Annotated in this window: 15 protein-coding genes; 13 read left to right on the top strand and 2 right to left on the bottom strand. The window is 61.6% G+C overall.

Annotated elements, in window-relative coordinates; all coding sequences use genetic code 11:
• Nucleotides 1-53 precede the first annotated feature (53 nt).
• The 10 genes from flaF to QUH67_RS27440 all read left to right on the top strand — a co-directional run bounded on the left by flaF (nucleotide 54) and on the right by QUH67_RS27440 (nucleotide 6,296).
• The gene (gene flaF, locus QUH67_RS27485) at nucleotides 54-401 is read left to right on the top strand and encodes a flagellar biosynthesis regulator FlaF (protein WP_300942569.1); all 348 of its coding nucleotides are present in this window, start codon (nucleotides 54-56) and stop codon (nucleotides 399-401) included.
• Nucleotides 398-808 carry a flagellar biosynthesis repressor FlbT gene (gene flbT, locus QUH67_RS27480; protein ID WP_300942568.1) on the top strand — a complete coding sequence of 137 codons (411 nt, stop codon included), beginning with the start codon at nucleotides 398-400 and terminating at the stop codon, nucleotides 806-808. Before flaF ends, flbT begins: the two co-directional genes overlap by 4 nt.
• A gap of 14 nt (nucleotides 809-822) precedes the next feature.
• Entirely contained in the window at nucleotides 823-1,239 is a 417-nt protein-coding gene (flgD, locus tag QUH67_RS27475) for a flagellar hook assembly protein FlgD (protein WP_300942567.1), read from the top strand.
• The gene (gene fliQ / locus QUH67_RS27470) at nucleotides 1,236-1,502 is read left to right on the top strand and encodes a flagellar biosynthesis protein FliQ (protein ID WP_300942565.1); all 267 of its coding nucleotides are present in this window, start codon (nucleotides 1,236-1,238) and stop codon (nucleotides 1,500-1,502) included. Before flgD ends, fliQ begins: the two co-directional genes overlap by 4 nt.
• Nucleotides 1,503-1,579: 77 nt before the next feature.
• Complete coding sequence (gene flhA, locus QUH67_RS27465) at nucleotides 1,580-3,661, top strand: flagellar biosynthesis protein FlhA (RefSeq protein ID WP_300942564.1); 2,082 nt, start codon at nucleotides 1,580-1,582, stop codon at nucleotides 3,659-3,661.
• On the top strand, nucleotides 3,658-4,410 hold the full coding sequence (gene fliR / locus QUH67_RS27460; RefSeq protein WP_300942563.1) for a flagellar biosynthesis protein FliR: 753 nt from the start codon (nucleotides 3,658-3,660) through the stop codon (nucleotides 4,408-4,410). The genes flhA and fliR overlap by 4 nt, the downstream gene beginning before the upstream one ends.
• Before the next feature lie 48 nt (nucleotides 4,411-4,458).
• Nucleotides 4,459-4,839 (top strand): hypothetical protein, encoded by a 381-nt coding sequence (locus QUH67_RS27455; protein ID WP_320416100.1) that lies wholly within the window; start codon nucleotides 4,459-4,461, stop codon nucleotides 4,837-4,839.
• Nucleotides 4,836-5,321, top strand: a complete 486-nt coding sequence (locus QUH67_RS27450; protein ID WP_300942561.1) for a rod-binding protein — start codon at nucleotides 4,836-4,838, stop codon at nucleotides 5,319-5,321. The genes QUH67_RS27455 and QUH67_RS27450 overlap by 4 nt, the downstream gene beginning before the upstream one ends.
• Nucleotides 5,322-5,355: 34 nt before the next feature.
• Nucleotides 5,356-5,841 carry a flagellar biosynthesis protein FlgN gene (locus QUH67_RS27445; protein WP_300942560.1) on the top strand — a complete coding sequence of 162 codons (486 nt, stop codon included), beginning with the start codon at nucleotides 5,356-5,358 and terminating at the stop codon, nucleotides 5,839-5,841.
• Nucleotides 5,838-6,296: a hypothetical protein gene (locus QUH67_RS27440; RefSeq protein ID WP_300942559.1), complete on the top strand. Its 459-nt coding sequence runs from the start codon at nucleotides 5,838-5,840 to the stop codon at nucleotides 6,294-6,296. Before QUH67_RS27445 ends, QUH67_RS27440 begins: the two co-directional genes overlap by 4 nt.
• Before the next feature lie 172 nt (nucleotides 6,297-6,468).
• Here the strand turns inward: QUH67_RS27440 and QUH67_RS27435 are convergent, their stop codons facing one another.
• Nucleotides 6,469-7,239: a response regulator transcription factor gene (locus QUH67_RS27435; RefSeq protein WP_300942558.1), complete on the bottom strand. Its 771-nt coding sequence runs from the start codon at nucleotides 7,237-7,239 to the stop codon at nucleotides 6,469-6,471.
• An 821-nt stretch (nucleotides 7,240-8,060) separates the two neighbouring features.
• On the opposite strand from QUH67_RS27435, the gene QUH67_RS27430 reads away from it, so the two are divergent.
• Entirely contained in the window at nucleotides 8,061-8,993 is a 933-nt protein-coding gene (locus QUH67_RS27430; protein ID WP_300942557.1) for a hypothetical protein, read from the top strand.
• Nucleotides 8,994-9,000: 7 nt separating this feature from the next.
• On the opposite strand, the gene QUH67_RS27425 is transcribed toward QUH67_RS27430, so the two are convergent.
• Nucleotides 9,001-9,579: a MarR family winged helix-turn-helix transcriptional regulator gene (locus QUH67_RS27425; RefSeq protein WP_300942556.1), complete on the bottom strand. Its 579-nt coding sequence runs from the start codon at nucleotides 9,577-9,579 to the stop codon at nucleotides 9,001-9,003.
• Nucleotides 9,580-10,372: 793 nt separating this feature from the next.
• Between QUH67_RS27425 and QUH67_RS27420 the strand changes: the two genes are divergently transcribed.
• Together QUH67_RS27420 and QUH67_RS27415 are read left to right on the top strand one after the other, a co-directional pair.
• On the top strand, nucleotides 10,373-11,200 hold the full coding sequence (locus tag QUH67_RS27420; RefSeq protein ID WP_300942554.1) for a sugar phosphate isomerase/epimerase family protein: 828 nt from the start codon (nucleotides 10,373-10,375) through the stop codon (nucleotides 11,198-11,200).
• 115 nt (nucleotides 11,201-11,315) lie between these two features.
• Nucleotides 11,316-12,953 carry an ABC transporter substrate-binding protein gene (locus tag QUH67_RS27415; RefSeq protein WP_300942552.1) on the top strand — a complete coding sequence of 546 codons (1,638 nt, stop codon included), beginning with the start codon at nucleotides 11,316-11,318 and terminating at the stop codon, nucleotides 12,951-12,953.

Here is a 12,953-nt window from a genome sequence, read left to right as displayed (position 1 = left end):
GGGTTGATGCGGCTGCCTCGCTCCTATTCAGCCTCCTCTGCAGAGTGGTCCACATGACTTGGGATGCCTACGAGACCGTCGTTGAAGACAGTGGTCACGAAGCGCGGGCGCGCGAGCGGCAGGCCTTGAGTCTCGGTATCGATCGGCTGGAGCGGCTTCGCCAGGGCTCCTTCAGCAACGAGGATTTGATCGAAAGCCTGCTCTACATCCGGCGGCTATGGACCATCCTCATCGAGGACCTCGTGCATCCGGAAAACGGGTTTCCCGACAAGCTGCGCGCCGACATCATTTCGATCGGCCTGTGGGTCGTCAAGGAAGCCGACCGCTTGCGGGACCAGAGGTCGAATGACGTGACGGGCCTGATCGAAATCAACAGGCTGATCCGGGATGCGCTTCAATGAAGATATCGTTGCGGGCGGGAGAGCTCATCTACGTCAACGGGGCGGTGCTGCGTGTCGACCGAAAGGTCGCGATCGAACTCGTCAACGACGTGATGTTTCTTCTGGAAGGCCAGGTCATGCAGGCGGCCGACGCCACCACGGCGCTGCGGCAGCTCTATTTCATCGTTCAGCTCATGCTGATGAACCCGACGGACCATCAGGATGCAGACGCGCTTTACGGGCAGCATCACACCGCCCTGAAGGCGGTGTGCGAGAACCAGGAAATGCTCGAGGGCCTCGCGGCGATCGACGACCTGGTCGGGGGGAAGCGTTACTACGAGGCGCTGAAGCGGATCCGGGCATTGTTTCCGGTGGAGCAGGCGATCCTGTCCGGCGCCGCGACCAATCTTCCATTCGAGGCTGCCTGACAGCGGAGAGACAAATGAACGTTACCAGCGCAACCGATACGGCGAGATCTTCGGCGACCTCGTCCACGGCCACCACGTCGACGAGCACCGTCGACTACAACACGTTCCTGCAGCTCCTGGTGGCCGAAATGAAGAACCAGGATCCCACCAATCCGATGGACACTTCGCAATATATGAGCCAGTTCGCGCAGTTGTCGACGGTCGAGCAGGCGATGCAGACCAATGCGAAGCTCGATGCGCTGCTGTCTTCGCAGTCGCTGTCGCAAGCCGATGGGCTGATCGGAAAGACTGTCAGCTTCACCGACTCGACCGGGGCTAGCTTCAGCGGCAAGGTCGTTTCGATTTCGATCAATAGCGACGGCTCCATTGCGACGCTCGAAAACGGCACGAAGGTCGCGGTCGGGCCTGGCCTCACGATCAGCCAGTCATGAACGAGAGGGACGCCCTCGATATGGTCCAGGCGGCGATCTGGACCATCATCGTCGCCTCCGGGCCTGCGGTCGGCGCCGCAATGCTCGTGGGTACCGTCATCGCCCTCATCCAGGCCTTGACCCAGATCCAGGAAGTGACGTTGACCTTCGTACCGAAGATCATCGTCATTCTCTTGGTCGTGGCTGTCTCCGGCTCGTTCATCGGCGCGCATCTCTCCACCTTCACCGAGATGGTCTATTCGCGGATCGAGCGCGGATTCTGATCCGTCCGGCCGTCATCGCCACCCTCGCGTAAGCTTTGCGCGGCAGATTGCACTCCGGAATTTGCCGCCGGTGACCCATGGCCGATATGCTCACTGCTACCCTTCCGCCCCAGCGACGCCTCGGCGCGGACGTGTTCTTTGCGGCCGGCATCGTGACCATGCTCACGATCCTGTTTCTGCCGATCCCGTCAATCCTGGTCGACCTTGGCCTTGCGGTTTCGATCGCGCTGTCGGCCCTCATCCTGATGGTCGCGCTGTGGATCCAGCGTCCGCTCGATTTCTCGGCTTTTCCGACCGTGCTGCTGATTGCGACGATCCTCCGGCTCGCCCTGAACATCGCCACCACCCGCCTGATCCTGTCGCGCGGCGGCGAGGGCGAACACGCTGCCGGCTATGTCGTTGCGGGCTTTTCCAAGTTCGTCATGGGTGGCGATTTCGTCATCGGCCTGATCATCTTTGCGATCCTGGTCACGGTGAATTTCGTCGTGATCACCAAGGGCGCGACCCGCATCGCCGAGGTCGGCGCCCGCTTCACGCTGGACGCGATCCCCGGCAAGCAGATGGCGATCGATGCGGATCTCTCCGCGGGCCTGATCGACGACAAGGAAGCCCAGCGCAGGCGCCGCGAGCTCGAGGAAGAGAGTGCGTTCTTCGGTGCGATGGACGGTGCCTCGAAATTTGTGCGCGGCGACGCCGTCGCCGGCCTGATCATCACGGCGATCAACATCTTTGGCGGCATCATCATCGGTGTGACGCATCATGGCCTGACGCTCGGCCGGGCCGCCGACGTCTATACCAAATTGTCAGTGGGCGACGGCCTTGTGACGCAGATGCCGGCGCTGATCGTGTCGCTTTCGGCCGGTCTGCTGGTTTCAAAAGGCGGAACCAGGGGGTCGGCGGAGCAGGCGGTGCTGCGCCAACTCGGCGGCTATCCCCGCGCGGTGTCGGCGGCGGCCCTGATGATGTTCGTCCTGGCGCTGATGCCCGGGCTGCCGTTCCTGCCGTTCGCGCTGCTCGGCGGGGTCATGGCATTCGTAGGCTACTCGCTGCCGAAACGACGGGCGGCCGAGCTGCGCAAGGAGGAGGCCAGCAGGGCAGACGAGCGGGCCGAGGCCGACGCCAAGGAAACGGTCCGGGATTCGCTCAAGACCTCGGAGATCGAGCTCTCGCTCGGAAGCCAGCTTTCGGTTCATCTACTGGGCTCCCGCAACGAGCTTGCCCATCGGGTGAGCAAGATCCGCAAGAAATTCGCCAAGCAGTACGGCTTCGTGATTCCGGAGATCAAGCTCACCGACAATCTGTCGATCGATCCCAAGGGATACCAGATCCGGATTCATGACACGCGGGTGGCCCATGGCCAGCTCCGGCTCGGCGAGGTGCTCGTGCTCGTGGACCAGGATGGAAAGCCTGATGTGCCCGGTGACGAGGTGATCGAGCCGGCGTTCGGCATGAAGGCGCTGTGGGTGACGGAGGCCTTCACGGAAGAAGTCAAGCGACAGGGCTGCAAGCCGGTCGACAATCTGTCGGTGTTGCTCACGCATCTGAGTGAGGTGATCCGGGCAAACCTCGCCCAGCTCTTGTCCTACAAGGATATGCGTGCGCTGCTGGAGCGGCTCGATCCCGAATACAGGCGTCTGGTCGACGATCTCTGTCCGTCGCAGATCTCGTATTCGGGGTTGCTCGCGATCCTGAAGATTCTGCTGGCCGAGCGCGTGTCGATCAGGAATCTTCATCTGATTCTCGAGGCGATTGCCGAGATCGCGCCGCATGTCCGGCGCTCGGAGCAGGTCGCCGAGCATGTCCGGATGCGTCTCGCACAGCAGATCTGCGGCGATCTTTCCGACAATGGCGTGCTGAACGTCGTTCGCCTCGGCAATCGCTGGGACCTGGCGTTCCACCAGAACCTGAAGCGCGACGCCAAGGGCGACGTCGTCGAATTCGACGCGGACCCGCGGTTGATCGAGCAATTCGCGACCGAAGCCAGCGCCGCGGTTCGGAAGTTCACCGAAGCGGGAACCAGTGTCGTGCTGGCGGTGACCCCGGAAGCGCGGCCCTATGTCCGGATGATCCTGGAGCGGGTATTCCCGACCTTGCCGATCCTGTCGCATGTCGAGGTCGCGCGCAGTGCCGAGATCAGGTCGCTGGGGGCCGTCTCGTGATCAGCGGCCTCGCCGACAGCGTACTGGCGACCTTCGTCGTGTTCTGCCGGATCGGCGCCTGCCTGATGCTGGTGCCGGGATTCTCCAGCCTCAACATTCCGCCCCAGGTCCGCCTGTTCATCGCGATCGTCACCAGTTTCGCGCTCGCGCCGTTGCTGGCTGCGACCCTTCGGCCGCTGCTGGCCGATGCCTCGCCGCTCAGGCTGGCGTCGCTGATCGGCACCGAGCTTCTGATCGGCAGCGTCATCGGTCTTGGCGGACGCGTGTTCTTTCTGGCGCTTCAGACCATGGTAACGGCCGTGACGAACGCGATCGGGCTGAGCAGCATCCCCGGAACGCAGGTGGGAGATGTCGACCCGGCGCCGGCCCTGGTCCCGTTGATCATGGCGGCCGTCACCACGCTGTTTTTCCTGACGGACCAGCATTGGCTGGTGCTGCGCGGGCTCATGAACTCCTATGACGTCTGGCATCCCGGAGACAAGCTCGGCGGGGACGTGGCGCTGGCGCAAACGCTCAATCGTCTCTCGGAGGCCTTTGTGCTGACGCTGCGGATCACCAGTCCGTTCGTCGTCTACTCGGTCATCGTCAATCTGGCGATCGGTCTCATCAACAAGCTGACGCCGACGATCCCGGTCTATTTCATCTCGGTTCCCTTCGTCATGTTCGGCGGTTTTTTGCTGCTTTACCTCACGAGCGATGAACTGCTGAGCCAGTTCATGATCGGCGTCTCGTCCTGGGTGGCGGGCTGACCGGACATGAAGCCGCGCGCTGAAAAGCTTGGTCGGATGGTCTCACTCATGAAGCTGCAACTGCGGCTGTCCGAATGGCAGCTCACGCAATTGCGGCAGCAGGAGCAGAACCTGCAGGAGGAGGAAACCTATCTGGTCACGGCGCTCAATGAGAGGCGGCTGCCGATGGGGTCGTCCAGCGAATCGATTGCGCGGCGCTTGACGACGACCGGGGCGGGGGTTCGTGCGGTTCAGGCCCAGGCATCCCGGCAGCTCGACCAGGTTCGGGCAGAAAACCGCCGTGTGAAGCATCTGGAACAGATCGCGAGGGCGGCCGCGGCCGCCAGGCTTCGCGATGCGGAAGCGCGTGCGCTCGAGGAAATGACAAATCTGCATGCCGGCCGGCGTGATCGGACGGCGACGACCGGCTGGCTGGATTCAAAAGAATGATCGTGACGCCCACACCTGATGTTGTTCTCGGCGTCCTGGAAGCTGCGGATCCGGCGACGCAACGCGCGGCGACCGCGAAACTGGATGCCCTGAAGTCCCCCGATGCCGGTTTTGCTGCCACGATGGACGCAGAGGTCAGCAAGGCCGCTGCAACGGCGCGGGCCGCTGCGGATCAATCGACGGCGAAGGCCGCGGCATCCGAGCCGGGGTCGCCGGGCGCGCCAGTGCAGGTAATCAAGGCATCATCTCCGACAGATGTATACCGCAAGTTTGAAGCCTTCGTTCTTCAGGTCTTCGTCGAGACGATGCTCCCGAAGCAGTCGGAGGACCTTTTCGGAAAGGGAACGGCCGGCACCGTCTGGCGGTCGATGATGGCGGAACAGCTCGGCAATCAACTTGCGCAGGGCAAAGGCATCGGCATTGCCAAACAACTCGCTGCTGCGCATCCGGCGGTGCGGGACGATTCAGGAAAGGCGGGATGATGAGCTTCGGATTCGAGAGCTGGGGGATGTTCCAATGCAGATAGATAGCGGCGCGCTGGCCGTGCTGGCCGAGCCATTTGACGTACAGATCGAAGGACGGGACGGGGCGACATTGCCCGTGCACGTGCCGGATGTAGACGGCAAGGCCATAGACGCTGGCGGCGCAAGACCGGACGAAGTGCAAGGCCTGCTGGCGGCGATCCGACGGCTGGAGAATGTGGTGGAGGAAGAAACGGTCGCGCTGGAGACCGGAACGAAGATCGACTTCGACGATTTCAGCGCACGCAAGAGCCGGAGCATGCTGGAATTCGTTCGCCTGATGCGGGCTCGGACCTATCTTGGCGGCGAGGCGGAGGTCACGGAGGAAGTCCAGCGGCTACGTCAGAAGCTCGAGCGAAACCGCCAGATCCTGGAGATGCACTACGACGCCGTGCGCGAAGTGGCCACCATCATCGTAAGGGCGATCAAGGAGGCCGAGTCAGACGGCACCTATACGCGGACCGCGAGGGACGGCAAATGATCAGGCTGGTGCTGGCCGGGCTCTGGGTATGCATACTCACCGCAGGGACGAGCTATGCCGTCGCCTACTGGAAGGAAAACGGCGGCACGCTCGCCGCGAAGGATGAATATCTCGCCGGCCTGCAATCCCAGAAGACGCGGGTGCTGAGCGTGCCCATGGTCGAGAACGGCGCGGTGCAGGGCTATGTCGTTGCACGGTTCGTCTATACGGTCGAAGGAAGCACCATGCGCCAGCTCGCTGTTCCGCCCGAGCCCTATGTCGTCGATGAAGCCTTTCGCAGGATCTATGCGGATGAGCGGCTGGATTTCAGGAAGCTTGCCCGCTACGACCTGTCCATCCTCACCACAGCCATCAAGCAGCGCGTCAATGAGCGTATGCAGGCCGAAATCGTGCAGGACGTCCTCCTTGACGATTTCAACTACGTCTCCAGGGAAGAATTCCAGCGGAAGCCGTAGCGGAGGTGTGACACCCGCCGCTCCGGAGCTGCCTGCCCGAGCTTCCAGTCCGGTCTACGGCTGAAATCGCACCGGTTCTCAGCCTGCCTGTGCGGAGAACCGGTGTTGGCTTGTTTCGGATGTCTCGTCCGTGCCGCCGGGATAATCGTTTGCGTCGTCGTCGCGCTCTAAATTAGCTGCCGGCCGAGTACGCCGCCGGCAGGGCATGCGGTCTGTTGATGAGCATGCCGACGTCGCCGAGATCCTGCATCGGCACCTCAATGCTGTCGAGCGCCGGAATATCCAGCCGGTACCCGACGTACCGCCGGGCCACGATCACGTCGAAGCCGAGCCGGTCGCGAAGCTTCTTGCGCAGCTTGCTGACATGGCTCTCGATCACGCTCTCGTCGAACGTCGACTCGAATATGCCGTAGACCGCGTTGAATATCTGCGTCTTGGTGATCCATTTGCCGTGGTTGCCGACCATATATTCGAGAATGCGCAGCTCACGGCGAGGCAATGTGAGGGCACGGCCCGCGATTTCAGGATCGCGGCCGTTGAAGAATACCTGAAGACGCGTTTCACATGGCCGCGGCAGATCGCTCAGCCTGCGGCGCGCGATTGCCGCGGTTCTGGCGAGAATCTCGCGCAGATGGATCGGAGCATGCACCACGTCGTCGACCCCGGCCTCGAACAGCTCCAGTGTGTTCTTGAGCATCTTGTGGCCGCTCACCGCGATGATGGCGGCCGACGATCGTTTGCGCACGGCCCGCGGAAGGCTTCCGCGCGCGTCGAATTCTCCCACGAGGAAAGCGTCGACCGCTGCCAGGTCTGCCTCGCTCACGGATTGCAGCCAGTCCCAGAATTCGCCGGAGGAGAATGCGATCGATGAAACACCCTCCCGAACCAGCCCTCCGACGTAGCTGTTAGCGACATTTTCGCGGTCATCAACGATGATATACATCAGTCTTTCGCCCCTGTTTCGGACTCGCTGCAATCCCGGCGGCAACTTGTTGTGTTGCCTTAGCCCGGACCGGCAGCCTTGCTGTTTGACGACATTCTTCCTGCGAACGATTGTTCTGTTTGAGATATTCGCAGGCAGCCTTACGCATTCAGTGCCTGCGCTTGCAGGCCTGTTACTTTGATTTTTGATTACTGAACGCTACGAAGTAGGCTCGGCGGGCGCTTTGCAGTCACCACGCGGAGCATTTGAGAAACGATCTAGAACAGTTGCGCCAAGTTGCTCATCGCGTCCAACACCGCTGGTCTGTGTCGATCTCCTCGCCATCGGGCGAGAATCACTTAGGTAAAACCGTAACGATTGGCGATTCGTTATCAAGCGCGCGCGCCGAACCTCTTGGTAAACGAGCTTGTTGCTGTTTGTTTCTCAATAGGTGCTTCTTCGTTATTGCAATCACACCAGTTGGTTTGAACTTCAAAGCATATTCGCGTGCGTGCCTTCGTTGCTTGTTCGTAACTACGGAATTGAAGGTGTTTTCAACAATACTGAACGGCCGGGCCGTTGATTTGTTTTTCAATTCCGGAATGGCGTCGACGGGCGCATTACCGCTGCAAGGCAACCTGAACCAGGCGGCGCGGGACAGCTGACCTATTCAATCTTGGCGGGAGTGTGGCTTTAGAGTCGCACCTTTGCACGCTTCGCGTGGCGGAACCGTGGCGCGCGACGTCGCGGGCCCGCGGTGACGACGTGCCGGACGTCGGTTTCGGATAAGCTTCGGCAACTAGCTTTGCTCAGCATGGTCGATTCGAAGCGGAGCATTTGAAATGTTGTCCGACGGCAAGGCTCGTCCCATCAGGACTTCGGATCTTTCCGGAGCGGCGAAGCAGGCTCCGGATTCGACGCATGACGCCACACGAGCGGCCGCGCCGGCGGCCGCTGCGGTCGCAGCGACCGATGAAGCCCTCGCAAAGGAGGCGCTTGAGGGGTTGAAGCGCATCCGTGCGAAGGCCCGCCTGGAAAAGATGGCGATACCGAAACCTGCGCCGGCGGTGGTACGGCCCGCCATTATAGTGGCCAAGCCCCCGGCGCCGCGCCCGACCTGGGTCGTCCCGCTCGCGACATTGGCGATCGCCGTAGGCCTGGTCGTCAGCGCTTGCACCGGCGTGATCGTCTACCTCGCCACGTTGCCGGGTCAAACCAGCGTTGCGGCGAACGCCGAAATCAGGATGTTGCGCGATACGGTCGCCCAACTGCGCAAGCAGGTGGCGGGGGTCTCGGAAAATCTCGATGGATTGCGCGCTGCCGTTGACCAGTCGAGCAAGGCGACGAACGATCGCTTCGGCCGGTTCGCCGAGAACCTTGACCGCATCGAGCGGGTCAGCTCGTCCTCGACGGCAAAGCTCGACAGGCTTGCCCAGTCGCAGGCCCAGGTTCCGGCGCCGGTTATCCCGCAACCACTGCCGCCAGCCCCCTCGATGCCGTTGATGGCGTCAGCAGCTTCCGTCCCCGAGTTCACCGGTTCGGCGTCTCCTCCTGAGCGCGCGCCGGCAGCTAGAAGGGCGGTCAAGGGGTGGACGGTTCGCCAGGCATACGAAGGAGTCGCCATCCTGCAGGGGCCGAACGGCGTAGTCGAAGCCGTTCTCGGACAACAGGTGCCCGGGCTCGGTCGTATCGAAGAGATCGGGAACGAGAATGGACGCCTGGTCGTGTTGTCCAGCGGCGGAGCGATCTACTCTTCTCGCAAGGGAACCCCGTAACCACCGGCTATTGCCGGCGATGTTCGAAACTGGTGCACAGCAATTCGATCTCGTCCTCCGCGATCGCAGCGCGAAACATGCGACAGGTGAATTCAGCCGACGTTTTGCCCTCGGTCGGCATCCGGTCTTCCCTGAGGAAGATGCACCGTTTGCAAACGTCGGCGTGCTGTTTCTGCTCGGCTACTTCAGATTGGTCCAGCACATGCCGGAGCGCGTCGCGCAGGCGGATCTTGCCTTCATCATCGAGCGCGGCAATCGCATCCACGAGAATATTGGCAGGGTCGCGCACCAGGACTTTCTTGCCCTTCTGCGTGACGCTCAGCATCACTGAGCGCTTGTCCTCGGCGGAACGCTTCCTTTCCAGGTACCCGAGCCTTTCAAGCTCATCGATGAGCACCGACGCGGTGCCCCTGGTCGTGCCGACGTAACTCGCCAACGACGAAGGGGTCCTGGAGAAACGGTTGGCGCGGGAGAGAAATCGCAGCGCCATCCATTCGCGGTCGCGCAGCCCGTGTTTGGTTCCTTCAAACCATACTATCCGCGCTATCTGGCCTAATAATTCGATCGATTCGCGTGCGAGATTCATTTCAAATTGGGCCAGATAAAGCTTGATTCAATTAAGCCTGCCGTGACGAAAAGTTTGACGATACGAATGAACACTCAAGCGATCCGTTGGTACTGGACAGGAAGATTTGACCGACTTGTGGCGGCGGCGTGTTTTTGTTCCATGACGAAACATTCTGCTGTGGACTAGAACGCCACGAGCAAAGTTCGAGTAAACGGCACCGCTAAAGTTTTTGGAAGATTTCAATCAAATGGTCGAGCATCTGTAGTGACCTTCCGCACATAGTGCGGGGTTCCGGAGCCACCTGCGTGATCAGGCGGCGCGTCTTCCTCGAATCGACGCGCTGCGGGCGCAGGCCGTCAGTCCTCGCCCGTCTGCCGCGGCGGTCGGCGTTGCGTTGTCGAATGCCTGCCGTCGCCGCTGCTGCGTTACCGGCTCGAAGCGGCGAGCGCGATGATTGTGTCGTGAAAGTCAGGGCACACCCTTTGAGGATGCATAAAATGGCGAATCAATCCGGGCGGACTTTCCGGCAGACGTCGATTGAACGGGAGACGGCGAGACCGGCGGGCAGGCAATCAAGCGCGCGTTGATCGGAAAGCAAGGCCACTGTCGCTTTCATTTCCACCGATCTGGATATGTTTGGGCAGCCTTCCACCGAAGCCGACATCCAGCGCCATTTTCGCGCAGCCCACATTTTGCATCGTATCGTGGAAAAGCCCGTGATCGTGATGCTGGCCGGCGAAATTTCATCAGCCCGTCACGTCGCTCGATTAGCTCGGCCTGCATGAAGCATGATCGAGCTATCGGAGTATCCATGGCCGCAAGTACGGATGTGCCGATCCTTGGCGCTGCGCTGACGAAAGAGACACTTGCCATTCACCGTGGCTGGATCCTCGAGAAGCAGCGCGACCTGGAAATTCAGGACTTTTTCAGCAGCGCGACGCTCGATGGGGATTGGCGTTCGGTCGGCGCCGAGATCCGCCGGCTGCTCGACGGCTACACCGGTCGGCTCGGGATTCACGGCCCGTTCTGGGGATTCAAGATCGACAGCCAGGATCCGCTGATCCGCGCCGTCGTTACCAGGCGGCTCTTGCAGGGCCTGGAGGCGTGCGAGATGCTCGGCGCGACCCAGATGGTCATCCACTCGCCCTTCACGACGTGGGACTACAACAATCTGGATATTAATCCGGGTTCCCGGCACGCCCTCTCCGAACGGGTGCATCTGACGCTCAAGGACGTCGTGCAGCGTGCCGAGAACATCGGGTGCGAACTCGTGATCGAAAATATAGAGGACAAGGACCCGGCCGCCCGCGTCCTGCTCGCCAGGAGCTTCAACAGCACCGCGGTCCGTGTTTCGATCGATACCGGACACGCGCATTACGCCCACGTTTCCACCGGCGCGCCGCCGGTCGACTATTACGTCGATGCCGCGGGCGATGACCTCGCCCATGTCCACATCCAGGACACCGACGGCTACTCGGACCGCCATTGGCTTCCGGGGGACGGCTCGGTGCGCTGGGCTGCCGTGTTCCGGGCGCTCGGCCGCCTGTCGAGCAAGCCCCGCCTGCTGATCGAGGTCAAGGATCAGATCAACATTCGTCGTGGCGCCGCACATATCGAGGCGCTCGGGCTCGCCGTTTGAAAGTCGAACAGGCGCTGCTTCGTGCCTGTTCGGGAGAATGACAGGTCGGCGATGCGCGCGACAGCCGCGGCGTCGATCTCCGTACATCGTTTTGTCCCATGAAAAGGAACGATTCATGATCCGTCCTACCCGCCGTTCCCTGCTGAGCCTTGGCGCTGGCGCCGCCGGTGCGTTCGTGTTGCCGCGCATATCGATCGGGCAGGCGGACAATCGCCCGTCCATCAATATTGCGGTCCAGAAGGTCACAAACTCCAACACGCTCGATGTGCTGCGCGAGCAGTCCAACGTCGGCGAACGCGTGTTCTTCTCCTCGCTGTGGGAGGCCCTGATCAGCAAGAACTGGCGCGGCGACCTCAGCGTGAGGCCGGGGCTAGCCACTGAATGGCGCCGCGTCGACGACCAGACCGTCGAACTGAAGCTTCGCCAGGGCGTGAAATTCCACAACGGCGACGAGATGACGGCCGAGGACGTCATCTTCAGTTTCAGCCGTGAGCGCATGTTCGCCAGTACGGAAGCCAAGAACCGGAGCACCATCAAGGCGTTTGAACAGATCCCGGCGCCGCGCCCCGGCAAGGAACTGCCGGCGGAAGTGCCGGCTGCGGCGCGCCGCATCTGGCCCGACCTCATTCGCGTCGAGGCCGTTGACAAATATACGGTGCGCTTCGTCAACGCCACGCCCGATGTCACGTTGGAAGGCCGGCTGTCGCGTTACGGTTCCGACATCATGAGCCGTCGCGGCTGGGAGGAGGCCGCAAGCTATCTCGACTGGGCGCGGAAGCCGATTACCACCGGCCCTTACAAGGTTGTCGAATTCAGGCCGGACGTGTCGCTTACGCTCGAAGCGCATGATGAATATTGGGGCGGCCGTCCGCCGATCAAGCGCATTCGTTTCGTCGAGGTTCCGGAAGTATCCAGCCGCGTGAATGGATTGGTGTCCGGCCAGTACCAGTTCGCCTGCGACATTCCGCCGGATCAGATCACCGGCATCGAGAAGAACGCGGCCTTCGAGGTTCAGGGCGGCACCATCATGAACCACCGGCTGACGGTGTTCGACAAGAACCATCCGCAGCTTGCCAATCCACTGATGCGACGCGCCTTCACCCATGCGATCGACCGGCAGGCGATCGTCGACAGCCTCTGGGCCGGACGCACGCGTGTTCCGCGCGGGCTGCAATGGGAGTTCTATGCCGACATGTACCAGTCCGACTGGACCGTGCCGGAGTACAACCCAAAAACGGCGCAGGATCTGCTGAAACAGGCCAACTACAAGGGCGATCCGATTCCCTACCGGCTGCTCAACAACTATTACACCAATCAGGTCGCAACCGCGCAGGTGCTGGTGGAGATGTGGAAGGCCGTGGGCCTCAACGTCCAGATCGAGACGAAGGAAAACTGGACCCAGATCATGGAACGGACGCCGACGCGCGCGGTCCGCGACTGGTCGAATTCCGCGCCGTTCAACGATCCGGTCTCCTCGCTCGTCGCCCAGCATGGACCGAACGGACAGCAGCAACAGATCGGCGAGTTCACCAACGCGGAAGCCAACAAGCTCGCCGAATTCCTCGAGACGTCGACCGATCGTGCGGCGCGCCGTACGGCCTTCCGCCGCATGCTTGAGATCTGCGAGCGCGAGGACCCGGCCTATACGGTGCTGCACCAGAACGCGACTTTCACCGCAAAGCCGAAGTCCATCAAGTGGAAGGCTGCTCCGGCCTTTGCCATGGATTTCCGCGCCGGAAATTTCGAGGTCTGA

The sequence above is a fragment of the Bradyrhizobium roseum genome, assembly GCF_030413175.1.
Classification (GTDB): domain Bacteria; phylum Pseudomonadota; class Alphaproteobacteria; order Rhizobiales; family Xanthobacteraceae; genus Bradyrhizobium; species Bradyrhizobium roseum.
This window is presented reverse-complemented; position numbering and strand designations above follow the sequence as displayed.

Coding starts and splice junctions, on each gene's coding strand:
- flaF (WP_300942569.1), top strand. CDS start 54: ATGACTTGGGATGCCTACGAGACCGTCGTTGAAGACAGTGGTCACGAA.
- flbT (WP_300942568.1), top strand. CDS start 398: ATGAAGATATCGTTGCGGGCGGGAGAGCTCATCTACGTCAACGGGGCG.
- flgD (WP_300942567.1), top strand. CDS start 823: ATGAACGTTACCAGCGCAACCGATACGGCGAGATCTTCGGCGACCTCG.
- fliQ (WP_300942565.1), top strand. CDS start 1,236: ATGAACGAGAGGGACGCCCTCGATATGGTCCAGGCGGCGATCTGGACC.
- flhA (WP_300942564.1), top strand. CDS start 1,580: ATGGCCGATATGCTCACTGCTACCCTTCCGCCCCAGCGACGCCTCGGC.
- QUH67_RS27455 (WP_320416100.1), top strand. CDS start 4,459: ATGAAGCTGCAACTGCGGCTGTCCGAATGGCAGCTCACGCAATTGCGG.
- QUH67_RS27450 (WP_300942561.1), top strand. CDS start 4,836: ATGATCGTGACGCCCACACCTGATGTTGTTCTCGGCGTCCTGGAAGCT.
- QUH67_RS27445 (WP_300942560.1), top strand. CDS start 5,356: ATGCAGATAGATAGCGGCGCGCTGGCCGTGCTGGCCGAGCCATTTGAC.
- QUH67_RS27440 (WP_300942559.1), top strand. CDS start 5,838: ATGATCAGGCTGGTGCTGGCCGGGCTCTGGGTATGCATACTCACCGCA.
- QUH67_RS27435 (WP_300942558.1), bottom strand. CDS start 7,239: ATGTATATCATCGTTGATGACCGCGAAAATGTCGCTAACAGCTACGTC.
- QUH67_RS27430 (WP_300942557.1), top strand. CDS start 8,061: ATGTTGTCCGACGGCAAGGCTCGTCCCATCAGGACTTCGGATCTTTCC.
- QUH67_RS27425 (WP_300942556.1), bottom strand. CDS start 9,579: ATGAATCTCGCACGCGAATCGATCGAATTATTAGGCCAGATAGCGCGG.
- QUH67_RS27420 (WP_300942554.1), top strand. CDS start 10,373: ATGGCCGCAAGTACGGATGTGCCGATCCTTGGCGCTGCGCTGACGAAA.
- QUH67_RS27415 (WP_300942552.1), top strand. CDS start 11,316: ATGATCCGTCCTACCCGCCGTTCCCTGCTGAGCCTTGGCGCTGGCGCC.